17 protein-coding genes, 2 tRNA genes and 3 pseudogenes are annotated in these 21,983 nt (G+C 62.3%); 8 read left to right on the forward strand and 14 right to left on the reverse strand.

Translation table 11 applies throughout. The annotated features are described in order from the left end of the window. Positions 1–93 precede the first annotated feature (93 nt). The 3 genes from ettA to QP029_RS00750 all read right to left on the reverse strand — a co-directional run bounded on the left by ettA (position 94) and on the right by QP029_RS00750 (position 4,499). Positions 94–1,764: an energy-dependent translational throttle protein EttA gene (gene ettA, locus QP029_RS00740; RefSeq protein ID WP_284875027.1), complete on the reverse strand. Its 1,671-nt coding sequence runs from the start codon at positions 1,762–1,764 to the stop codon at positions 94–96. A gap of 62 nt (positions 1,765–1,826) precedes the next feature. Next, complete coding sequence (locus QP029_RS00745) at positions 1,827–2,390, reverse strand: single-stranded DNA-binding protein (protein ID WP_284875028.1); 564 nt, start codon at positions 2,388–2,390, stop codon at positions 1,827–1,829. Between the two features lie 99 nt (positions 2,391–2,489). After that, positions 2,490–4,499 (reverse strand): bifunctional copper resistance protein CopD/cytochrome c oxidase assembly protein, encoded by a 2,010-nt coding sequence (locus QP029_RS00750; RefSeq protein ID WP_284876274.1) that lies wholly within the window; start codon positions 4,497–4,499, stop codon positions 2,490–2,492. A gap of 182 nt (positions 4,500–4,681) precedes the next feature. On the opposite strand from QP029_RS00750, the gene QP029_RS00755 reads away from it, so the two are divergent. Together QP029_RS00755 and QP029_RS00760 are read left to right on the forward strand one after the other, a co-directional pair. Continuing rightward, positions 4,682–4,755, forward strand: a tRNA-Arg gene (locus tag QP029_RS00755). Between the two features lie 287 nt (positions 4,756–5,042). Beyond that, positions 5,043–5,846 carry a VOC family protein gene (locus tag QP029_RS00760; RefSeq protein WP_284875029.1) on the forward strand — a complete coding sequence of 268 codons (804 nt, stop codon included), beginning with the start codon at positions 5,043–5,045 and terminating at the stop codon, positions 5,844–5,846. On the opposite strand, the gene QP029_RS00765 is transcribed toward QP029_RS00760, so the two are convergent. Then, entirely contained in the window at positions 5,847–7,202 is a 1,356-nt protein-coding gene (locus tag QP029_RS00765) for a Na+/H+ antiporter family protein (protein ID WP_284875030.1), read from the reverse strand. Positions 7,203–7,282: 80 nt separating this feature from the next. On the opposite strand from QP029_RS00765, the gene cmrA reads away from it, so the two are divergent. From cmrA to QP029_RS00785, 4 genes are all read left to right on the forward strand, one after another. Further along, the gene (gene cmrA, locus QP029_RS00770; RefSeq protein ID WP_284875031.1) at positions 7,283–8,086 is read left to right on the forward strand and encodes a mycolate reductase; all 804 of its coding nucleotides are present in this window, start codon (positions 7,283–7,285) and stop codon (positions 8,084–8,086) included. Between the two features lies 1 nt (position 8,087). After that, positions 8,088–8,717 carry an oligoribonuclease gene (gene orn, locus QP029_RS00775; RefSeq protein ID WP_284875032.1) on the forward strand — a complete coding sequence of 210 codons (630 nt, stop codon included), beginning with the start codon at positions 8,088–8,090 and terminating at the stop codon, positions 8,715–8,717. Positions 8,718–8,766: 49 nt separating this feature from the next. After that, a tRNA-His gene (locus tag QP029_RS00780) sits at positions 8,767–8,839 on the forward strand. A gap of 161 nt (positions 8,840–9,000) precedes the next feature. Further along, positions 9,001–9,336 (forward strand): hypothetical protein, encoded by a 336-nt coding sequence (locus QP029_RS00785; RefSeq protein WP_284875033.1) that lies wholly within the window; start codon positions 9,001–9,003, stop codon positions 9,334–9,336. Here QP029_RS00785 and QP029_RS00790 read toward each other — a convergent pair. The 10 genes and pseudogenes from QP029_RS00790 to QP029_RS00825 all read right to left on the reverse strand — a co-directional run. Beyond that, positions 9,314–9,610: pseudogene (locus tag QP029_RS00790) on the reverse strand (integrase core domain-containing protein); the annotation flags it as partial. The gene QP029_RS00785 and the pseudogene QP029_RS00790 overlap by 23 nt on opposite strands. A 4-nt stretch (positions 9,611–9,614) precedes the next feature. Then, positions 9,615–10,964, reverse strand: coding sequence for an IS30 family transposase (locus QP029_RS00795; protein WP_432418740.1), 1,350 nt, complete (start codon positions 10,962–10,964; stop codon positions 9,615–9,617). 105 nt (positions 10,965–11,069) lie between these two features. Continuing rightward, entirely contained in the window at positions 11,070–11,261 is a 192-nt protein-coding gene (locus tag QP029_RS14230) for a DDE-type integrase/transposase/recombinase (RefSeq protein ID WP_432418741.1), read from the reverse strand. After that, the gene (locus QP029_RS00800) at positions 11,170–11,712 is read right to left on the reverse strand and encodes an IS3 family transposase (RefSeq protein ID WP_284875034.1); all 543 of its coding nucleotides are present in this window, start codon (positions 11,710–11,712) and stop codon (positions 11,170–11,172) included. The genes QP029_RS14230 and QP029_RS00800 overlap by 92 nt, the downstream gene beginning before the upstream one ends. A gap of 196 nt (positions 11,713–11,908) precedes the next feature. Further along, a pseudogene (locus QP029_RS14235) lies at positions 11,909–12,046 on the reverse strand (transposase); the annotation flags it as partial. Positions 12,047–12,567: 521 nt separating this feature from the next. Further along, complete coding sequence (locus QP029_RS00805) at positions 12,568–14,445, reverse strand: GmrSD restriction endonuclease domain-containing protein (protein ID WP_284875035.1); 1,878 nt, start codon at positions 14,443–14,445, stop codon at positions 12,568–12,570. A 40-nt stretch (positions 14,446–14,485) separates the two neighbouring features. After that, a protein-coding gene (locus tag QP029_RS00810; RefSeq protein ID WP_284873832.1) for an IS3 family transposase occupies positions 14,486–15,678 on the reverse strand; the annotation gives its coding sequence in 2 pieces (ribosomal slippage) (positions 14,486–15,391 and positions 15,394–15,678; 1,191 coding nt in all). A 46-nt stretch (positions 15,679–15,724) separates the two neighbouring features. After that, positions 15,725–15,979 carry a DUF262 domain-containing protein gene (locus tag QP029_RS00815; protein ID WP_284875036.1) on the reverse strand — a complete coding sequence of 85 codons (255 nt, stop codon included), beginning with the start codon at positions 15,977–15,979 and terminating at the stop codon, positions 15,725–15,727. A gap of 96 nt (positions 15,980–16,075) precedes the next feature. Then, positions 16,076–16,663 (reverse strand): hypothetical protein, encoded by a 588-nt coding sequence (locus QP029_RS00820; protein ID WP_284875037.1) that lies wholly within the window; start codon positions 16,661–16,663, stop codon positions 16,076–16,078. A gap of 114 nt (positions 16,664–16,777) precedes the next feature. Next, entirely contained in the window at positions 16,778–17,890 is a 1,113-nt protein-coding gene (locus QP029_RS00825; RefSeq protein WP_284875038.1) for a recombinase family protein, read from the reverse strand. Between the two features lie 187 nt (positions 17,891–18,077). On the opposite strand from QP029_RS00825, the gene QP029_RS00830 reads away from it, so the two are divergent. Both QP029_RS00830 and QP029_RS00835 read left to right on the forward strand, forming a co-directional pair. Next, positions 18,078–20,330 (forward strand): AAA family ATPase, encoded by a 2,253-nt coding sequence (locus QP029_RS00830; RefSeq protein ID WP_284875039.1) that lies wholly within the window; start codon positions 18,078–18,080, stop codon positions 20,328–20,330. 314 nt (positions 20,331–20,644) lie between these two features. After that, a pseudogene (locus QP029_RS00835) lies at positions 20,645–21,968 on the forward strand (ISL3 family transposase). Positions 21,969–21,983: the final 15 nt, after the last annotated feature.

The following is a 21,983-nucleotide window of genomic DNA, read 5'->3' on the forward strand; positions in this document are numbered from 1 at the left end:
ATACCGCTGGCGCTCATCGGGTGTGACGAAGGCCCGGCACCCCACCTCATGTTCGGTGGTGCGCCGGGCCTCACGTCGCCCAGTTCGGACCCGTTAGCGGGTCAGCTTGCGGTGGGTGACACGGGACGGGCGGGCGGCCTCGGCGCCGAGGCGCTCGACCTTGTTCTTCTCGTAGTCACCGAAGTTGCCCTCGAACCAGAACCACTGGCCCTCGGCGACGTTGCCCTCCCACGCGAGGATGTGGGTACAGGTGCGGTCCAGGAACCAGCGGTCGTGGGAGATGACCACGGCGCAGCCCGGGAACTTCTGCAGGGCGTTCTCCAGGGAGCCGAGGGTCTCGACGTCGAGGTCGTTGGTCGGCTCATCGAGGAGGATGAGGTTGCCGCCCTGCTTGAGGGTCAGCGCCAGGTTGAGGCGGTTGCGCTCACCACCGGAGAGGACCTTGGACGGCTTCTGCTGGTCCGGGCCCTTGAAACCGAAGGCGGAGAGGTAGGCGCGCGAGGGCATCTCGTTCTGGCCGACGATGATGTAGTCGAGGCCGTCGGAGACGATCTCCCAGACGGTCTTCTCGGGGTCGAGGTTCTCGCGGTTCTGATCGACGTAGGACAGCTTGACGGTCTCGCCGACCTCGACGGTGCCGCCGTCCGGCTGCTCGAGACCGACGATGGTCTTGAACAGGGTCGACTTGCCCACACCGTTGGGGCCGATGACACCGACGATGCCGTTACGCGGCAGGGTGAAGGAGAGGTCCTTGATGAGGACGCGACCGTCGAAACCCTTGTCCAGGTTCTTGACCTCGACGACCTTGTTGCCCAGGCGCGGCGGGGTCGGGATCTGGATCTCCTCGAAGTCGAGCTTGCGGTACTTCTCGGCTTCGGCGGCCATCTCCTCGTAGCGCTCGAGGCGGGCCTTGTTCTTGGACTGGCGGGCCTTCGGGGAGGAACGGACCCAGGCGAGCTCCTCCTTGAGGCGCTTCTGCAGCTTCTGGTCCTTCTTGCCGGAGACCTCGAGGCGCTCGGCCTTCTTCTCCAGGTAGGTGGAGTAGTTGCCCTCGTAGGGGTAGAGCTTGCCGCGGTCGACCTCACAGATCCAGCCGGCGACGTGGTCGAGGAAGTAACGGTCGTGGGTGACGGCGAGGACGGCACCCTTGTAGTCGGCGAGGTGCTTCTCCAGCCACAGGACGGACTCGGCGTCGAGGTGGTTGGTGGGCTCGTCGAGCAGGAGCAGGTCCGGCTCGGAGAGCAGCAGCTTGGCCAGGGCGACGCGGCGGCGCTCACCACCGGAGAGGTGGGTGACGGGCTCGTCGGACGGCGGGCAGCGCAGGGCCTCCATGGCCTGTTCGATCTTGGAGTCGACCTCCCAGGCGTCGGCGGCGTCGAGGTCCTCCTGGAGGCGGCCCATCTCCTCCATGAGTTCGTCGGTGTAGTTGGTCGCCATCTCCTCGGCGATCTCCTCGAAGCGCTTCTTCTTCTCGAAGATGTCGCCGAGGCCCTCCTCCACGTTCTCGCGGACGGTCTTGTCCTCGTTGAGCGGCGGCTCCTGCAGCAGGATGCCGACGGTGGCGCCCGGGTCGAGGAAGGCCTCGCCGTTGGAGGGCTGGTCCAGGCCGGCCATGATCTTGAGGATCGACGACTTGCCGGCGCCGTTGGGGCCGACCACGCCGATCTTGGCGCCCGGGTAGAAGGCCATGGTGACGTTGTCGAGGATGAGCTTGTCACCGATGGCCTTGCGCACGTTCTTCATCGTGTAGATGAATTCGGACATTGTTCCCCTTATAACTAGTGCGATGAGATCAGCCATAAGGGTACATGACCCCTCCGGTGCTGCTAGAAGGGAGCGTCTGCCGGCTCTTCGCTTGCCGACGCCGCCGCGTCCCCCACCGTGTCCACAGGCGTGTCCGCCGGTGCAGGTTCCACGGCGGAGGTCTCCACCGCCACGTCCGCCGACTGGTCCGCGATAATCTCGTCGTAGAGCGTGGGCGGGTTCTCCGAGTCGGGCAGGGCGGCGCCGATGAGGTTGCGTTCGGCGTGCTCGACCTTCTTGCTGCCCACGACGTACCGGTTGAGGTCCACGCCGACGGCGGTGGCGCGGACGAGGTTGGACTGGCGGGGATTGCCCTGCTTGTCCTCCCAGAACTCGGTGTGCAGGACGCCGGTGACGATGACGGGCATGCCGCGGGTCAGTGACTTCTTGCAGTTGATGGCCAACGGTCCCCAGACGTCGATGTTGATGTAGAGCAGGTCGGCCTCCTTCCACTCGTTCTCGTTGGCCTGGTAGCGCCGGCTGGCGGCCACGCGGAGTCGGGCTTTGGAGGTGCCGGACTTCTCGAAGAGTTTGAGGTCGGGTTCGTGGGTGAGGTTGCCGGTGATGGTGATGGTCGTCTGCGCCATGATGTCCCCTTGGTTGATGTGTGGTGCTGACACCTGCGAGGGTGACAGAACCGCGCACGGGGGACAACGGGGGCGTCGCAAAGCTGTGGACAACTCCCGTTATCCACAGCTCCCCGGCTCACTCCCGGGGTCGGACTTGCGGAATTCCTCGCCGTAGTAGTCGGTGTGGCGGTTCTGGCCGGAGTTCATGCGGGCGAGCATCTCGTTGTAGGCCTCGTAGTCGTCGTCCTCGCCGGCGTCGACGCGGGCGTCGTAACGCTTCTCTATCACCCGGTCGTCCCGACGCCACTCGAGGAACAGGAGGGTGAACACCAGGGCCAGCGGGAAGGAGCCCGACGCCCAGCCGATGCCGCCGCCGGCGCGCTGGTCCTCGAGGAGGTTGAGCTCCCACGGCAGGCCGAGGGAGGTGTAGAAGTCCTCGCCGAGGATGGTGGTCAGCTGCATGAGGTAGATGCCGGCGAACAGGTGGAACGGCATGGAGCCGGTGAGCCACGCGAGGCGGATCGCGGCCGGCCGGTGCACCGGCAGCGGGTCCTTGCCCACCAGTTCCCAGAAGTAGAGGTACCCCGACGCCAGGAACACCCAGTTCATGGCCAGGTGGCCGGCGTGCTCGGAGATCATCAGCTCATACAGCGGGATGATCAGGTAGAGGATGTAGAAGAAGAAGAGGAACTGGGCGGTGTTGACCGCCGGGTGGGTGAGCACCTTGAGCAGCGGGGAGCGGGTGTAGGCGTTCACCCAGTCATGGACGGTCGGCTGGCCCGGCTCACCCGGGTCGTAGGCGGCCATGAGCAGGCGCAGCGGGGCGCCGAGGACGAGGAACAACGGCACGACCATGGACAGGACCATGTGCACGATCATGTGCATCGAGTACATGGCCGGCATGTTCAGGCCCATGCCGGAGCTGGTGGTGATGAGCAGGGTGCCGGTGCCGAGCAGCCAGAACACCGTGTTCTGGACCGGCCACGTGTCGCCACGTCGGCGCACCCGCCACAGGCCGTAGAGGTAACCGGCGGTGAGGAGGAGTGCGATGGTGCCGAACATGACGTCGAAACGCCACATGGTGAACACGTTGGCCAGGGTGGGCTTCTCGTAGAGGTCATAACCCATCTGGATGGCCATGGTGGACAGGTTCGGGTCCCGCGGCGGGGGCGGCGGAGTACGGCCCATGGTGATGGCCACGCCGCTGACCGCGGCCATGACGATGACCTCGACGACGGCGAAGCGGACGAACAGCCCGGGGCGCTGCCCGATCCGGGGGATGATCACCGCCCGGTGGGCGAAACCCATGAGCCCGAGGATGATGACACCGGCGGTCTTGGCCAGCAGGATCGCCCCATAGGTGGTTCCGAACCAGTCGGACCACTCGATGCGGATGGCCGCGTTGATCAGGCCCGAGACCCCCATGACGACGATGGCGAACAACGCCACGGTGGAATACCGGCGCAGCCCCAGTTCCAGGTCCGGGCCGAGGCGCCGGCCGTGCGCGATGAGCGCCATGAGCCCGCCGACCCACACCATCATGAACACCAGGTGCCACAGGTAGGAGTTCGTGCCGTAGTCGTGCGCGCCGCCGGACGCCGAGTGCCCCTCCATGCCCAGCGGCACGATCATGAGGATCGCCCCGAGCACGAGCAGCGTCTGACTCAGCCACGACCGGGCCACCAGCCCACCGATGCCGACGACCAGCGCGATCGCCGCCACCGCCGCCCACGCCTTCGCCGTGGCCACCTGGTTGACCGCCGTGATCCAGCTCGTCGGGTTGAGTGTCTGCGCCAGCGGCGTGCCGGAGACGTCCGAGAGCACCAGCGGGATCATGAGCAGCCCGATGAGCCCGAAGCACAACGCCGCGACCGCACCCGTCCGACTCGCCAGGTGGCCGTCGACGCTGAGCTGGGCGCGCACGAGCTGATCATTGTCATTGCCCGGCACGCGTGGCGAGATGTAGAACGCCGCGAACATGAACGACCCCACCGACAGCGCCGCCAGCATCCACCCGACCGCCCGGAAGAAAGGCAGCCCGAACGTGGTCACCCGACCCGGATCCGGGATACCGAGTGCCACGAGCGAGTCCTGCAGCAGCCCGACGGAGATCGTCGCCCCCACCATGCCCGCCACCGCGAGGAACAGCAGGTAGAGAGGCCACGTGGCCCGGACCTTCCGGCCCGCGCCTATCGACGCCGCCGCCGTACCGTCCGAGCCGTCCTTCAGGGGTGTTGACATGCCCCTCACTGTATCCGCCGGACCTTTGTGGGTGACAAGTGGTCGGTGGGCTAGAATCTCACCCGCACGCCCCCATAGCTCAGTGGATCAGAGCATCCGGTTTCTACCCGGCTGGTCGCGGGTTCGAATCCTGCTGGGGGCACCCCGGAATGAGGCCCCGATCGAGAGCATCCGCTCCCGGCCGGGGCCTTCGTCATGCGCGTCCTGCGCGTCATGCGCGTCGCGGGAATTCGGGTGGCACGAACGTCCCGAAAACGCCGATTCCGGTCCGTTCGTGCCATGCGAAGGAACGCAGCGGCTCGGTGCGTGCCAGTTGGACGGAGGAATCCCGGATTTCACATTCTCACTATGGTGCAGATCACACCACGGGCGTACGCTGGTGCCTGTTTCCGCTCGGAGACACTTCCTCTAGAGCTAAGGATCACGGTCATGGCACGCACCGGAACGCCGGTCTGGATTGACCTCGGCACCCATCCCATTGACGATGCAGTCTCCTTCTATTCCCAGGCCTTCGGCTGGACCATCCCGGAGGGCAACCCCGAGTTCGGCGGTTACCGGATGGCCGAGTCGGGTGGCGCCCCGGTCGCCGGCATGATGAGTTCCCTCATGGGGCCGGACGGGGAGGCTGATGAGCCGCAGTACCCGACCTGGTGGACGGTCTACCTTGCGGTGGAGGACTGTGCGGCGACCACCCGGGCGGCCGTCGCCGCGGGCGGCAGCATCGCCGTGCCCACCATGGAGATCGCCGGCCTGGGCGCGATGGCCGTGATCATCGACCCTTCCGGTGCTGCCGTCGGACTGTGGGAGGGCCGGGAGCTCGGCGGTTTCGAGTTCACCGGGCAGCCCGGCTCCCCGGTGTGGTTCGAGCTGATGACCACCGACTTCGATGCCGCCGCCCCGTTCTATCAGCGGGTCTTCGGCTGGCAGCTGGCCTACATGGGTGAGGACGGTGAACCGACCGAGGGCGCCGCGGCCAACGGCATCCGCTACGCCACGAACTTCCCCGGCGAGGAGGCCTCGGCCGGGATCTGCGAGGCCGATTCCTTCCTGCCCGAGGGTGTGCCGAGCTTCTGGCGCGCCTACCTCGGGGTGGCGGACACGGATGCGGCGATCGAGAAGATCACCGGGCTCGGTGGCGCCCACACGGACGGCCCGATGGATCCACCCTTCGGGCGGGTGGCCACCGTGGAGGATCCCCAGGGCGGGATGTTCCAGATCGTATCGGTCAGCTGACTACAGCACCATCGCGGCGATGAAGCCGGAGATGAGCAGCGGGATGTTGTAGTGGATGAACGTCGGGATGACGGTGTCCCGGATGTGGTCGTGCTGGCCGTCGGCGTTGAGGCCGGCGGTCGGGCCGAGGGTGGAGTCAGAGGCCGGTGAGCCGGCGTCGCCGAGGGCACCGGCGGTGCCGATGATGGCGACGGTGGCCACCGGGGAGAACCCCATCGCCATGCAGAGCGGGACGTAGATGGTGGCGATGATCGGGAGCGTCGAGAAGCTCGAGCCGATGCCCATGGTGACGATGAGGCCGACGATGAGCATGACCACCGCGGCGGCGGCCTTGTTGCCGGCGAACATGTCGGCCGAGGCGGTGACCAGGGACTCGACCTCGCCGGTGGCGGACATGACGGCGGCGAAGCCCTGGGCGGTGATCATGATGAAACCGATGAGCGCCATCATCTTCATGCCGGCGGTGAACACGTCGTCCGCCTGGTGCCACTTGACGGCGCCGGTGACCATGAAGATCGCCAGGCCGGTGAGCGCGCCGATGAGCAGGGAGTTCGCCTCGGAGCCGGTGGCCTGCAGGACCACCTGGATGACGAAGGTGGCCACGATGGCCACGAGCGCGACGATGACGCGGTAGCGGGAGACCGGCTCCTCGTCGGCCTCGGTGCCGGCGGTGATCGGCCGGTCGGCGTAGACGCGCGGCTTCCGGTAGGTGACGAACACCGCGATGAGCAGGCCGACGATCATGCCGAGCGCCGGGATGGTCATGGTGGAGAAGATGTTGATGCCGGAGGTGTCCATGCCGGCCTTCTCGATGTTGCCCAGCAGGATGTCGTTGAGGAAGATGTTGCCGAAGCCGACCGGGATCCACATGTACGTGGTGACCAGGCCGAAGGTGAGCACGCTGGCGACCAGGCGGCGGTCGAGCTGCAGGCGGTTGAAGATGGCCAGCAGCGGCGGGATGATCAGCGGGATGAACGCGATGTGGACGGGGATGAGGTTCTGGCTCATGATCGCCATCGCCAGGATGCCGGCCACCATGCCCCACTTCGTCATGGCCACCGTGGTGCGGCGGGCACTCTCGCTGGTGACGTCGAGTCTGCCGATGAGCCAGTTCGCCAGCAGCGTCGGCAGACCGGAGCTGGCCACCGCCATGGCGAACGCGCCGAGCAGCGCGTAACTCAGCGCGATCTGCGCACCTCCCGACAGGCCGTCCTGGAAGGCGACCATCGTCCCCTCCAGGCCGAGACCTCCGAGCAGACCGCCGACGAGGGCACCGATGAACAACGCCAGGACCACATGGACCCGGGACACAGCGAGGATGAGCATCACCAGGACGGCGATCAGCACGGCATTCATGGGGATAAGAATATGACGGTGCCGGGCGGCGGGGACCACGGGGCGTCGATTAGCGTGGGGAGGCGACGAAAGGAACCCACATGTCCCTCCCCTCCCCCAGCCCGACCTCGCGCGCGCTCGTCACCGGCGCCAGCCAGGGCATCGGCATGGCGATGGCGCGCGATCTGGCGTCCATGGGCCACAACCTCATCATCGTGGCGCGCCGCGAGAACGTGCTCAGCGAGCTCGCCGCCGACCTGGAACGCCGGCACGGCGTCACCGTAGAGGTGGTGGCGGCGGACCTGAGCAAACACGACGAGGTGAGCAGGGTCATCGATCTCATCAATGACCGCGAGGTGTCCATCCTCATCAACTCCGCCGGCATCGCCTCCTTCGGGCCGCTGATCAAGCAGGACTGGACCTACGAGGTCGACCAGTTCCACCTCAACGCCACCGCCGTGCACCGGCTCACCCGCGCGGTCCTCGACGGGATGGTCCCCCGGAAGCAGGGCGCGATCTGCAACGTCGGGTCTGCGGCCGGCAACGTGCCCATCCCGAACAACGCCACGTACGTGTTCACCAAGGCCGGTGTCAACGCCTTCACGGAGGCGCTGCACTACGAGCTCAAGCCGCTGGGCATCCACTGCACGTTGCTGGCACCGGGCCCGGTTCGCGACGCCGTGATCCCCGACGAGGAGAAGTCCATCGTCGACCGCGTCGTCCCCGACGTCCTGTGGACCACCTACGAGTCCTGTTCCCGCGAGACGCTCGAGGCGATGGCGAAGAACCAGCGTCGCGTCGTGCCCGGCCCGCTGAGCAAGGCGATGAACGCGATCTCGAAGGTGGCCCCCACGGGCCTGCTCTCCCCGCTCATGGGGCATTTCTACGCGAAGATGGGGAACTGACATGACCACACCCGCCAAGAATGACCGTCTCGTCTGGGTCGACCTGGAGATGACCGGCCTCGACGTGCACCGCCACGTCATCGTCGAGGTCGCCGCCCTGGTCACCGACGCCGACCTCACTATCCTCGGCGAGGGCGTGGACCTGGTCGTCCACGCCACCGAGGAGGAGCTGGCGCAGATGGACGACTTCGTCACCAGCATGCACGGCAACTCCGGCCTCACCGAGCAGATCCGCTCCTCCACCGTCACCATGGAGCAGGCCGAGGACGCCGTCCTCGCGCTCATCGCCGAGCACTGCTCGCCCGAGCACCCCGCCCCGCTCGCCGGCAACTCCATTGCGACGGACCGCACGTTCATCCGGGAGCAGATGCCGCGTCTCGACGCCGCCCTGCACTACCGCATGGTGGACGTCTCCTCCATCAAGGAACTCGCCCGCCGCTGGTACCCCAAGGCCTACTACAACCAGCCCCCCAAGGGCCTGGCCCACCGGGCGCTCGCCGACATCGTCGAGTCCGTCCGCGAGCTCGACTACTACCGACGCGCCGTCTTCGTCGACTCCCCCGGCCCCACTTCCACTGAGGCCGCCGAGTCCGCCCGCGCCGCCACCGACGCCTACCAGCGGTTTTTGTAAATTCGAGGCCATGCGTTAGTCTTGATCTCGCTGCAATTGCGCAGCGATGGTGGCTGTAGTTCAGCTGGTAGAGCACCAGGTTGTGATCCTGGGTGTCGCGGGTTCGAGCCCCGTCAGCCACCCTCAAGAAGTACCCTTACCTGCACAAAAAGGTAAGGGTACTTTTTCGCTCTTATGCCCGTTCAGCTTTGAACTACGCTTAAGAATTGGGATTCACCTAGCGCAGCAGAGCTGCGCCGATGGCACGGTCGACAAGACCGTTCATCGAAAGGGCACCAACGCCATGCACAACCACATCAGTCACGCCCTCAGCAGCCACCTGCACGCAGCATCCCCAATCCAGGATCGACTCGGCCGGGAACGGCACATCCACTCAGTAGCTGTGAAGATTAATCAGGAGGACCCACAGACCGCGTGGGTCACCATCACCGATCGCACAGACACCGGTGAACTCAGCGATCACCTATTCAGCTACTCCTGGCCCGGCAGATTGTTCGTCGACAGTCTCACCGATGCCATTCTTGAGTCCTATCTGCATGTGATCACGGGCGACGAGTACGTGGGGGTGTCCCCCTTGAGTGGACACGCAGGATTGATCAAGCAGCGGGTGCCACGGTAACAGCCGTGGCGCGGTGTTCGAAAGCTCTCGGCGATAAGTAACTGATCCCGGAGTGCCGACGACGTGTGTTGTACCTCGTGATCCACCGGAACACCTCCCGTCGACACTGAACCGGCGACGCCCAACCACCAGAACCTTGCAGCGTCTCCCGCTTCAGCGAGGCGTTGAACGACTCAGCGATCGCGTTATCCGCACTCGATCCGATCCGGCCCATCGACTGGCGGATCCCCAGCCTCCGGCACGTGGCCTGGAACGCTGAGGAGGTATAGACGGCGGGTTCAACCGGTCGTTGCAACACCGGGTTGTTGGAGTAACTGTAGCTGCTCGGCGAATACCTCGGCCGGGGTCTTCCAGTTGAGGATTTTTCGGGGCCTGTTGTTGAGCGCGATGGCGACGGCTTCGAGGTCCTCAGCCGACCAGCGGGAGAGGTCGGTGCCTTTCGGGAAGTACTGACGTAGCAGCCCGTTCGTGTTCTCGTTCGTGGGCCGTTGCCAGGGCGAGTGTGGATCAGCGAAGAAGACCTTGGTTCCGGTGTCAAGCGTGACCTGCGCATGTCCGGAGAGCTCTTTCCCACGATCCCAGGTGAGAGTCTTGCGTAACTGAACAGGCAGCGCTGTGAGAGACGTGCTCAGCGCAGCGTTCATCGCACCAGCACCGTAGCCGCCCAACGCGGGGCCGTTCTTCACGACAGGTTGCTCGCCCCATCCCGTCAGGCGGGGCAGATGCACCAACATAGTGGAACGGCTCGAGCGTTCCACGAGCGTCCCGATCGCCGACCGGCCCGTACCGATGATCAGATCACCCTCCCAGTGTCCGGGAACCGCCCGATCGGCGGCCTCGGCGGGCCGTTCGGACAACACGACGTCCGCGGTGACGTGACCCTGGGGTGTATTCCGTGACCGTTCCCGGGGTCGGCGCAGCGCCCGCCCAGGACGCAAGCAGGTGACCAACTCACGTTTCAGGCCGCCACGACCCTCGATGAACAGTGACTGGTAGATCGCCTCCGGGCTGATGCGCATGGATTCATCATCGGGGAAATCGATGGTCAACCGGTGAGAGATCTGCTCGGGACTCCAGGCAAGCGACCAGCGACGATCCGCCCGATGCGGCTTGTTCAACCCTTTCCACGGCACCGGTGTCGGCCCATCAACCACGGATCCGTCAGAACGGCGAATGTTGCCGGAGAGTCGCTCCTGCACATACTCACGCAGCACCACGTGAGAGACGAGTTTCGCAGTTTTCGGGCGCTTCGCGGCCTGTTGCGCTTTCCACTGTGCCACCACCGCCCGATACTCTTGTTTCCCGCTGCGGGTTGCAGCGTTGCGCCGCAGTTCCCGCGAGTTAGTCCCCGGGTCACGCCCCAGCTCACGGGCGATCTGCCGCACTCCCAAGCCCGTGGCCCGCAGGATCGCGATCTCCTCGAGCTCTTCGAACGACAGGTACCTACCCGAGGGCTCGTTCAGGCTCAGTGGTGGCATGCCCCCAGCATGCCGAAACCAGCGCGTACCCACCGGCACGGACACTCCTACTTTGAGCGCTGCCTCCGCCGAGGTGATGCCCGTCGCGATCAAGCGCCAGAACTCACGCTGCACCTCCCGCGAGGGTTCCGGACGACCGGGCGACCGCATCGGGGGCCGCAACGCCCGATCCGCACGCCACTGCCGCCGCGCACCCTCGTCCACATCGCTCGTCCTCGCGATCCAATCCTTCGTCGCCACAGCTGAACACCTCCATCAAAAGGGGTGTTGCGACGACCAGTTGAATCCGCCGACGCTGCCGTGGTCCGAGTGAAATATTGCCCCGTCCAGGGAGCCTCTCGTGCGTGCCGCGTCCTCAATCGCGTCCTGGACGAGACTGGTACGCATGTGGTCCGCAAGCGAGTAGCCGACCAGACGCCTGGAACAGACGTCGATGACCGTGGCCAGGCACATGAATTCCTCCTTTCCCGCAGGGCAAGTAGGTGATGTCGCCGATATAGAGCTGGTTGCAGTCCTCGGCGGTGAAGTCTCGGCCGACGAGGTCGTCGAAGACCCTCGCGTCCTGGTCCGGGATGGTGGTGCGTCTCTTCTTGCGCAGGTTCACCCCGGCGATCTGGTGCTGGCGCATGAGACGTTCGATGCGTTTGTGGTTGACCGGCGTGGGCGCGGTGTCGTTGATTTCGGCGGTCATGCGGCGCACTCCGATCGTGGCGTCGAACTCCTCGTGGTAGTCCCGCATCTGGGCCACCAGCACCTCATCGGCGTGCTGGCGCTGCCTGCGGGCAGGCTTGCCGTCCCGCCACTTGTAAAAGCTTGACCGGTTCAGATTAAGGACATGACACAACCGCTTCACCGAGTAGGTGGTGGCGTAGTCGTCAACGAACTGGAAGCGGATCACCAGGTCGTCTCTCCCGCGAAATACTTCGCGGCCTTGCGCAGGATATCGCGCTCGGTGGAAAGCTTCTGGGTCTCCGAGCGCAGGTGCTGGACTTCTTTGCGCAGGCGCAGCAGCTCGTCGGTGGGGTCCGCGGCGGTGCGGCTGGGCTGGACGCCGCGGCCCTGCGGGCGGCGTAGACCCAGTTCTTCAACGTCGCCCGGCTGATGCCGAGGTCCACGGCGATTGAGGAAAAAGAAGCGCCCTTGGTGTCCTCGTAGAGCCGGACCGCGTCGGCTTTGAACTCATCGGTGTAGGTGTTCTTCGGCATGGTGGTCTCTCGCATTCTCCGGCCCATTCTGGGCCAGGGTCAGCGTGTCCACCAAACAGGGGACGGCCCCCAGGACCCCTATATGTTGTGCCACCCCGAACCCCACCCCATGGTCAGCTACGCACTCCGAAACGCGAAGAGCCGGTTAAGCTGACAATAGGAGAACATCGTCGTGAGGTGTTTGAGAAGATCGCCTATCCTCGTGGGCAGTTCCTTTTGTCATGCCCGTGGTAGCCACACACGCTGCACTGACCTGCGTTAGAGGAAACTTCACAAGAACGCTTGTCGTGTCCCGATTCTCCACACCAAGAGCATGTACGGGTTCTAGATGACTCCACAGTTAATTCCTTCGCATTTTAAGAGGATAATTCCGAAAACAAGCTTATCAGGTGCTGTTATAACAGTTGATTCGACGGTGTTTAAACAGGAATTTCTGCTTACCAACTATTGGTAATCGTGCAGCAAACGATAGGCCGAAATTCTGTTGATTTGGCCCAAACCGCGAGTTTTCCACCACCCCATTCGCAGGGGAAGGGCCGCTAACCCTGTCAAAACATTGCCGGTTCGTCGTCTACCTCCACTAGGATCAGGAGTTTTTCCAGCGGTACCCGGGCCTCGGGATCAGCTTTACCTGCCGAGGTGAACTCCAGCCCTTCGTCGGTGAGGACTTCTCGTGCGGTTCGGGTCTCGCGGGGATCCAACCAACGGAAGTTCTCCGCCACAGCCCCGTCACCTCGTAGCACCCGGTGGGCATTGAGGACCTCGTGCTCGGCAAGGTGATTGCCAACTGATTGGGCGTTGGTTCCCGCGGCAGCGGCGACATCCCCGTAGCTTGCCCAGTGACCAGCGGGAATAGTCGCCACAATCGACCTGACCTTGCTCCACAGCGGCGACAGATCAGTATCTGCCACCCCGACGTCGATGGGGCCCGGCCAGGTGTCGATGATCTGATCCGCCAGCAGACGGGCCCGCTCCCGGATCTCATCGGGACCCCACGTCTGGAAATCCTCGAGGGTTCGGCTCAGCGCGAGACCGGACTTCAGGTACGCGTCCTTTTTCAGATCGAACGACTTGTTGCCCATCTCGCTGTTGTACCCGGTCAGCGTGAGATTACCCAGCGTGTGCACGGTTGCGTTGTGCATCTCTTCGACCTGGTCGTCCCCGTAGACGGAAGCCAGATGAGCGCGCCACTCTGCATTCAACGTCTGCGGCATGATGTGCTCGATGCTCAGCTTCGCGGTGTCGACCGGTTCTTTCGAACCGAAGGACTCCTCCAGCCACCGCAACACGATACTGCGGTGGCTGCGCCGGCCATTGAGGAAGTATGGAGATTCAGCCACACCCGCTCGGACGCGCTCGTCGGTGGCGAAGTGGCGCCGCCCGGTGGACAACAGGCGGTGAATCTGCCGGTCGACCGGCTCCTGGTCGTCCAGCTGGTTGAGGATCTGCGGGAAAATCCGGTTGAGTCCCTGAGTGCTTTGCCCCATCAGAAGGCGTCGGACCAGGTATGACTCGATCAGATGCAGTGCTCGTTCAAGTTCCTCGTTGCTGACACTGCCCTGTGCGCGGCGACGCAGCAGTTCCAGCATCAGGGCATGCGGGGTCGAGGCATCCCAGGCTTTCAGCCGCTTCAAGCGGAAGCGGACACCCGGGTCTTTCTCCCGCGCGGGGTCGAGAATCAACGCGTACTGGCCGGCCAGGGAGGCCAGACGGGCGACCTCGTGTTCGATGTCATCCTCGGTTCCCAGGTTGGACAGCTTCTTCTGGTACTCGTTGAACGTGTCGTTGATCTTCAGGGTGGGTTTGGTGGCCAGCAGATCCAGCCAGAACAGCTGCTCGAGGGCCTCGTTGGTGGGAAGCAGGTTCTGCATCGGCATCCAGTACCGCTTATGAACGCTGTCTCCGCGGGTGGGCAGGCCCATGAAGATGAAGTTGCGGATCAGATCACCCTGGGTGAGCTTGAGTCCGGTGTTGTTCAGGGACTGGAAGATCCGGTGGACGTTGTCCTCCGGATGGGTGCTGATGGATACCACTGTCAATCCCATCAGGACCGCAGTTTCCAGGTGGGCGATGTCCTCGGGGTCGTCAGGGTCGTCGAACTCTTCCAACCGGGAGCGGAAGAACCGGAAGGCTGCGCCGACCTGGTCGTCACCTCCGCTGTGGGCATCGCGGTTGATCACCGCGAAGTAGGCGTCCCGGTCCTGCTGGGTGGGCACCAATTTCACATGGCGATCTCCTTCCTCATACTGGTTGGTGAGGTAGGTGTTATGGATCCGCTCGCCGGCATACGGTTTTTCATGTGCGTTGCGGTAATCCCGGATAGCGGCTAGAAGCAGCGTGAGGGTGGTCAGTCGCTGCTGGCCGTCAACCACGAGGAAGCGGGAGATACTCACCGCGCTTTGTGCCGCGTCCACGGGCACCAGCACTAGCGAGCGGGTCTGGTGCAGGGACTGGTGACAGTTCTGGTTAGGCCGCGAGGGCCAGGTCGTTGTTCATGATGGTCTCGAACTCGATGGGCGTCAAACGGCCCAGGCGGACCTGTCGACGTCGCCGGTGATAGGTCCGCTCGATCCAGGTCACGATCGCGATGCGCAGCTGTTCGCGGGTGGCCCAGGAGCGCCGGTTCAGGACGTTCTTCTGCAGCAGGCTGAAGAACGATTCCATCGCCGCGTTGTCGCCGCAAGAAGCAACCCTGCCCATCGAGCCGACGAGATTATGGGTAGCGAGTTCGCGGCGCAGCTTCCTGCTTCGAAACTGCGACCCTCTGTCCGAATGAACGATGCAGCCGTTCACGTTTCCGCGCATCCGGGCGGCGTTGCGGACAGCGCGAACCGCGAGAGATGCCTTCATGCGCGAGTCGATCGAGTAGCCCACGATCCGGCCGCTGAACGCATCCTTGACCGCGCAAAGATAAAGTCGGCCTTCGCTCGTTTTGTGTTCCGTGATGTCGGTTAGCCAGAGCTGGTTCGGTCGGGAAGCGACGAACTGGTGGCGCTCCCGGCCGCGCTCGTCGATGACGACACAGAGATCATCATGAACAGCAGGGCCAGGCTTCTTGCCGTTCTTGCTCCGCTTCTTCCCGAACACACTCCACCAGCCGTTCAACGATGCGATCCGCCACGCCGTCCGATCCGCCATCGGCTCGCCCTCGTCGCGGGCTTCGTCGGCGAGGAGCCGATACCCGAACTCCGGGTCGTCACGGTGAGCATTGAACAGCGCGTTCGCGCGATACGCCTCCTCCAACTCCCGCCTTGTGACGGGGTTGTTCAGCCAGCGGTAGTACGGCTGACGAGCGAGCTTCAATACCCGACACGACACCACGACAGGAATCCCGTCCGCGGCGAGCTCGGAAACGAGCGGGTACATCATTTTCCCGGCAGATGAGCCTGAGACAGATACGCGGTCGCGCGGCGCAGGACCTCGACCTCCTGCTCGAGGAGGCGATTGCGCTTACGGAGATCACGCAACTCCACGGACTCCTGCTTCGTCTCACCCGGCTGTTCGCCGGCCTCGATGCGGGCCTGCCGCATCCACTTATCGAGAGTTCCGACATGGACGCCGAAGTCCTTCGCGATCTGCGCGAGCGTCACTTCCGGATCACGATTCTCCGCCACGCGGATCACGTCGTCGCGGAACTCCTTGGGGAACGGCTTGGGCATGATGACATCCTTCCAGGCCAGCCCTCTCGGCTAGCCACGCTCGATGTCACCAGTTCCTGCACCAGACCCAGCCGATGAAGTGGTTGGTTTTCGGGTTGTCCCGGCGGTCTTTGACCAGCTCGACCACGTCATCCCATAAGGTCTGCCACTGCTCGGTATCCCACTGGTAGGGACGCTGATACAGGGGCACCATGTACTGGTTTTCCCCTTCCAGCACTTTCCTTAAGATCGCTTCATCTGCTTTGACCATCGGATGCTCTCCATCTGCTTGCTTCCGCCAGGTGCGCTGTTCAGCCTGCACCAAGCGCCAGCGTTGACGACTATCTTCCTGTAAACCTCCACCGTACTGGGCTTTTTTGAAGACAGCAGGTAAATAAGAGGGTCTAGACCCCTTCTATTATTCGACCTCAAAAGGGATGTCATGAACACGGACCTTCTGCACTGCCCCCGGGATAACGAAGGCTTCGTAGACACGCATCTTGTCGCCCAGATCAACGGTGGAAGACCAAGACTCGTGCCCTTCATCTGAGGATCGGCAGTCCACCGACATCTCCACGGACTGGGTATACCCCTCGGCATCGATGATGTCTGGATCTCGGAGCATGATCCAGTCGTTAGTGGTCCGGGGATTCTCGAGAGCGGTAACCTCGACATCCGCCCAAATCTGGAGATACTGCTGTCCTGGGGCCAGCTTGCCGAATTCCAGATCAGACTCTCCGCCGTAGTCGTTGGTTCCGTAACGGCATTCCTCACCCACCGTGATCTCGGTAATCGTGAGGGTAACGTCATTGCCAGGAAGAGTCGCGATACTGATGGGATTACCGACTTCACCGTTTTGAGGAGCAGCCGCTTCAGTGGTGACCTTCTCCGAGGCAGGGGGCTGCTGTGTGATAGTTCCGGTGGCGGTGTCCTCGCTATTACTGCAGGCAGTGAGGGCAAGAACGAGACTCACACCTGTAGCTGCAATCAAGGTGGTTCGAATCATGGTGATGTCTTTCTGAGTTTCCGCTGCATATAAGCTGTTAATCAAAAAGTATCAGGAACCTCGGACATTCCTGAGGAAACCATCGAACACATGACAGCAGGCCACAGAATCGACCTATTCGGCCAGCGCTCGGTAGAGGGTGGCTCTGCCAACGCCGAGGTCTTTGGCGATGGCGACCTTGGATGCGCCGGCGGCCACCCGTTGGCGGGCTTTCTCCAGGTCCTCGGGGCTGATGGCGCGTTTGCGTCCCTTGTACTTGCCCGCCTTCTTCGCCAGGGCAATCCCCTCGGCCTGACGCTCGCGGATGATGGAGCGTTCAAATTCAGCAAACGATCCCAGGATGCTGAGCATGAGAGTGTCTCTCGGATCGGTGGAGTCCCTCGAGAACGTCAGGCTCTCCTTGAGAAAGTGCACCGAGGCGCCCTTGGCGGTGATCTGGTCGATGATGCCGCGCAGATCCACCAGGGAGCGCGCGAGCCGGTCGATGGAGGCGACATAGAGTTCGTCGTGGTCGCGCAGGTAGTCGATGCAGTTGTCCAGGCCGGGCCGGTTAGCTCTGGAGCGGGCGGAGAGCTCGTCGATGAATTCCTTGTCGACTGCGCCGATCATGGCGCGTTGGCGGGCAAGGTTCTGGTCCGTGCTCGAGACCCGCAGGTAGGAAAACCGTTGCCCCTTCGGCGCCGACACCAGTGCCGCAGGGGTCGGGACCGCGAGCTGCGTGGTGGGGGTCGTGGTCGGCGCCACCGCGGGCTCGCCCTGTGGCTGCTTCTCCCCTACGTCTTCGGCAGGCTCCGAGGATTGTCCGTCGGGCTCGTTGGTGATCTCGGCGGGGTGGTGCCAGGTGGGGATGGCCCAGCCGATGCTCGCACCACCGTCGAAGCAGATGTCCCTGGTCGAAAAGTCCTGGACACCAGACCACGAGTCGTCCCCGAGGTAGGCCTGGGCCTTGGTGATCACCGCATAGACCCGCTGGATCTTCAGCCGAGCCTGCGGCGTCCCCGCCAGGCCGAGATAGGTCGCATGCCCCGGATTCTGGGCGTGCTGTTCGAAGCGGGCGCCACCGTCGTCAAGGATCAGCTCGGTGGCCACGAGCTGATCGGTAGGTGACCAGGAGCGACCGTCGTTGGTGGAGTGGCGGATCCGGGTGGTTTTCTTCGACTTGCGGATGATCTCCACCCGGTCCTCGGGCCGGCCGACGGTGTCGAGCAGCGTGCCGAGTCTGACCATCCCCGCCTCCAATGTCTAACAGAGTTATTGACCTCATAGGGCTTATTGATACAGGGGATATTCCTGTCGGCCAACCGTCTCCCTGGGGTGTAGCCCATTCGTCACGAGCTGAGTTATAGACAGAGCCGAGTCAAGGCAGCTAAGGTTTAGAGAACTTTCCCTTGAGTATCTTAAAAGGTGACTTGACATGATCGAAGTTGAAGCCAATAAATCTGTAAAGAACGTCGCAGAAAATGCTTTGGCTGGGGTACGGCTGTTGACAGATTCAGTCTTTTTTGGAGTCAATGGTGCCGGAAAGTCAACAGTTTGTGAGGTACTCAATCAGGCCGCAACTTTGAGGCACGATCGGCTAGATGCGGAAGGACCACTTCATGTCTTCGCCTTCGACGATAAATGGCGGAAGGATAAGGTTGGGGATTTCGTCGAAGGCGGATCAGCGGAGGGCGTCACTACTGTCAAACTGAACGATGGTGCGAGCGGTCTTGAAGAAAAGATTCGAGAGGCCCAATCGGAGTGGGAAGCGGCTAGAAGCGACGTGAAGGCAAAGACGCTGTTGAAGCAGTCCGCTACAGATCGCCAGAAGGCGATTGTGAATAATGTTGCCGAGGGCGTCCGGAAGACACTTGAAAAGGAGTGCCCCAGCTTGAGCGGACAGCGATTTCAGCGGCCAGCAATTCGCGCGTTACTGGAAGAGGGAGACTCCACAGTTTTGAGTCAGAGTAAAGTCGAAGAGAAGCTTGTCATTGCCGCCTCTCAAGCTCCTGGGTTTCTTCCTCAGCTGCCAAGTCCTCCGCGGGAATGGTCCTTTACCGATCACCTATGGCAGGAAGTAACCGCGGAGCCTTCCGCTTCTCAAACGATGGTTTTAATCATCAACGACTGGGTCCGTGAAGGTATAGAAGTACATGAAGCCGGAGATTCCTGCCAATTTTGCGCAGGAACGGTCACGACAGAGAGGATGGAGGCCCTCAAGAGTGCGGTCCGCCAGGCTGAGGAAGAAGCATCCTCATTAATCAAGAGCGAATTAGCAGAATGCAAAAGCGTTTCTTTAACGCTGCGAAAATTCAAGGACGCGTTAGAAGCGACTGATCTCTCCTCGTCAATTTACGGCGCAGATTTGCAGCCGAAGAAGACCGAAGCTCTGCTCGAAATAGGACCTGTACTGGATGGACTTAAGGCTTCGGAAGATTTACTCGAAGAGCGGGCAAAGAATCCCCGACTTCCAATTCATGGAGCGAAACCGGAGATTAATTTTTCTAAGCTCCTAGGAAAGTACAGTTCCCTCAAAGAGAGTCACTCCAAAGCGACTGAGGAAATAGCGCAGCACTCTCAAAATCAAGCGCTGGCAGTTAACCAGTTGAAGAGGCATTGCTGCGCTACGGACGGATCTGGATGGAGTTCCGCTGCAGTAGCACTTGAAGAAGCTGAGCGAGAGACGGTGGCGGCAATCAGAGCGGAGAAGTCCGCGAAGGACAACCTCGACGATCTCAAGCGACAAGTGTCAACTACCGCTGATACGGCGGAATTTCTCGATAACAGTTTGGGATTAGTCCTGGGAGAAAAAACCCTGCGCGTGTCGGAGGGAAGTCTAGGCGAGGGATACCGCATTACCCGCCACGATCAGAGAGCCGATGGAATGTCAGAGGGTGAGAAAAAGCTGGTCTCGCTACTCTATTTTTGCGCAGAGTTTCTAGCAGAAAATCGAAAACAGTTGCTAAAATACAGCGTAATTATCTTCGATGATTTGGGGTCGGAACTGGACGAGCCTCGATTGCTGGCAGTTGACAGATTCATCTCCAACCACTTTCAGAACCCGAAACCTGCTGCGCTTCTTTATTTCACCCACAGCCATACATACCTAAAAATCTTACAATCTCGCCTTGGCGGACGGGCTGTTGAGACTAAACGAAAGGACCAGGTCGTTCCCCCGAAAGCAGTGTTCTACGAGGTCTATAAAGACAGCTTCAGCGGTCGGAAACAGTCCACCCTTTGCCGTAAGTGGGATGATGAAGCGATAAAACTGACCAACGATTATTGGCTTTCGTTCTATATGGTGCTGCGAGCGTTCGAGGACTTACAAGCCGGCGCACTGCCCACTCTGGGGACAGGGAATTTCTGTCGTAAGGTCCTCGAAGGGTTTACCGAGTTTCGAGCACCAGGTGATGAGCAGTTTGGTTCTCGAATCGATAAAATTCTATCGGAAAAAAGACTTTCCTTATCGCCCGCGCTTTCGAAGATCGTTAACGGACTCTCCCACTCCGATCTGAACAAGTCTGGTGGTGTGTTTTCGCGAAATGAAGTGGAACACTCGGTAGTGCAAACGCTCAATTTGATGCGGCTAGTAGATGAGGAACACTTCCTTGCGTTGTTGATTAAATTCAGGGGTAAGCAAGACGCTAATAGCATTGAGAAGGCTTTGCAGCAACGGACAGGGATATAGCAAGCCGCCCCACGAAGCTGAAAGTCAAGGCTTAGTGAGATGTGCAGTATGTCTCATTCGCGCATACCCCAAGAAGGCGGTTGAGTCTTCTAAACCAGCAAGGACACCGCGGCGGCCCCTCAAGTGCATTACCCCACCCTTTAACTTGCACTGGGCAGGCCATATGCGGAGAAATCGGGCTTAGGCGGCTCTTCGCGTTTCGGAGTGCGTAGGTGAGCCCAGGGTGGAGTTCGGGGTGGCACAACATGTAGGGGTCTTGGCCGGTACAAGATGAGAGTTGCGAAGCTTCCATCTGACCGAACCAGGACCCTACTGTGCAGCCTACTACTGGCAACCTCGTGGCCGACACCATCTGCCGTACTGCGGAAATCGGCCTGACCATCACCGGTGCCGCCGACGCCGGTACCCTCACCATCATCGACGCCGCACCTGTGACCGTGGACGGACTCTGCCCCGAGTGCGGAAATCCCGGAAAGCTACGGGACCACATCGTCCGGACCCTGGTCGACCTTCTCGTCGTGGGGTTCCCCACCCGCCTTCATGTCCGTGTCCCGAGGTTCACCTGCAGCTATCCAGCCTGCGGCAGGAAGATCTTCCAGGCCTCCCTGACGTGTGCCGATGATGGTGCGAAGCTGACCCACCGGGTCACCCGCTGGGTCCTCCAGCGCCTGGCAGTCGATCGCATGAGTGTGTCCGCCACGGCGAAAGCACTCGGGGTGGGCTGGGAGCTGGTCAACCAGGTCGCTGTCCACGCCTGCCGCAAGCTTGTCTACGACAACCCCTCCCACCTGGACGGCGTACGCATCCTCGGGGTCGACGAGCATGTGTGGAAGCACACCCGCCGCCCCGGCCAGCCCTCCTCGTTCGTGACGGTCCTGGTGGACCTCACACCCCTGGTCACCGGGGCAGGTCCTGCCCGGTTGCTGGACATGCGCCCGGGACGCAGTGCCGAGGTCCTGCGAACCTGGCTGCAGGAACGCAGCCCTGAGTTCAGGAGACAAGTGCAGGTAGTGACCATGGATGGCTTTGCCGGCTACGCCACCGCAGTGGACCAGGCGCTGCCTCAGGCGAGAAAGGTCATGGATCCCTTCCATGTCGTGCACCTGGCCGCGGACAAGCTCGACCTGCTGTCGGCAACGCCTGCAACGTGAAACCTCGGGGCGGCGTGGGCGTAAGGATGATCCATTATACAAGTACCGACGCACCCTGTTGACCAGGACGAACTACCTCACCGAGCGGCAGAACAGGCGGCTGGACCTGTTGTGGGCCACCGACGATGAGTACGTCGCACTCGAAGTCACCTGGATGATCTCACAGGACCTGATCCAGGCGTACGGGCATCCGAAGAAATCGGAGGGCAAGAAGCTCATGAGCAGGGTGATCAACAGCATTCGTAAGGGCCTACCCGAAGGTCTCACGGAGCTTGCCCAGCTGGGACGGACCTTGTGGCGCCGGCGTGAGGATGTCCTGGCGTACTTCGACATCGGTGCATCCAACGGCCCGGTCGAAGCCATCAACGGACGGCTTGAGCACCTACGCGGCATCGCACTCGGGTTCCGGAACCTCGACCACTACATCTTGCGGTCACTGATCCACTCCGGCCAGCTGCAGGCCAGGATCACGCACTCTAAATCGTGAAGAGCCACTTTGACC

The organism is Corynebacterium suedekumii, assembly GCF_030252185.1.
GTDB classification, from domain to species: domain Bacteria; phylum Actinomycetota; class Actinomycetes; order Mycobacteriales; family Mycobacteriaceae; genus Corynebacterium; species Corynebacterium suedekumii.

Coding starts and splice junctions, on each gene's coding strand:
- ettA (WP_284875027.1), bottom strand. CDS start 1,764: ATGTCCGAATTCATCTACACGATGAAGAACGTGCGCAAGGCCATCGGT.
- QP029_RS00745 (WP_284875028.1), bottom strand. CDS start 2,390: ATGGCGCAGACGACCATCACCATCACCGGCAACCTCACCCACGAACCC.
- QP029_RS00750 (WP_284876274.1), bottom strand. CDS start 4,499: ATGGTGGGGGCGACGATCTCCGTCGGGCTGCTGCAGGACTCGCTCGTG.
- QP029_RS00760 (WP_284875029.1), top strand. CDS start 5,043: ATGGCACGCACCGGAACGCCGGTCTGGATTGACCTCGGCACCCATCCC.
- QP029_RS00765 (WP_284875030.1), bottom strand. CDS start 7,202: ATGAATGCCGTGCTGATCGCCGTCCTGGTGATGCTCATCCTCGCTGTG.
- cmrA (WP_284875031.1), top strand. CDS start 7,283: ATGTCCCTCCCCTCCCCCAGCCCGACCTCGCGCGCGCTCGTCACCGGC.
- orn (WP_284875032.1), top strand. CDS start 8,088: ATGACCACACCCGCCAAGAATGACCGTCTCGTCTGGGTCGACCTGGAG.
- QP029_RS00785 (WP_284875033.1), top strand. CDS start 9,001: ATGCACAACCACATCAGTCACGCCCTCAGCAGCCACCTGCACGCAGCA.
- QP029_RS00795 (WP_432418740.1), bottom strand. CDS start 10,964: ATGCGGTCGCCCGGTCGTCCGGAACCCTCGCGGGAGGTGCAGCGTGAG.
- QP029_RS00820 (WP_284875037.1), bottom strand. CDS start 16,663: ATGATTCGAACCACCTTGATTGCAGCTACAGGTGTGAGTCTCGTTCTT.
- QP029_RS00825 (WP_284875038.1), bottom strand. CDS start 17,890: ATGGTCAGACTCGGCACGCTGCTCGACACCGTCGGCCGGCCCGAGGAC.
- QP029_RS00830 (WP_284875039.1), top strand. CDS start 18,078: ATGATCGAAGTTGAAGCCAATAAATCTGTAAAGAACGTCGCAGAAAAT.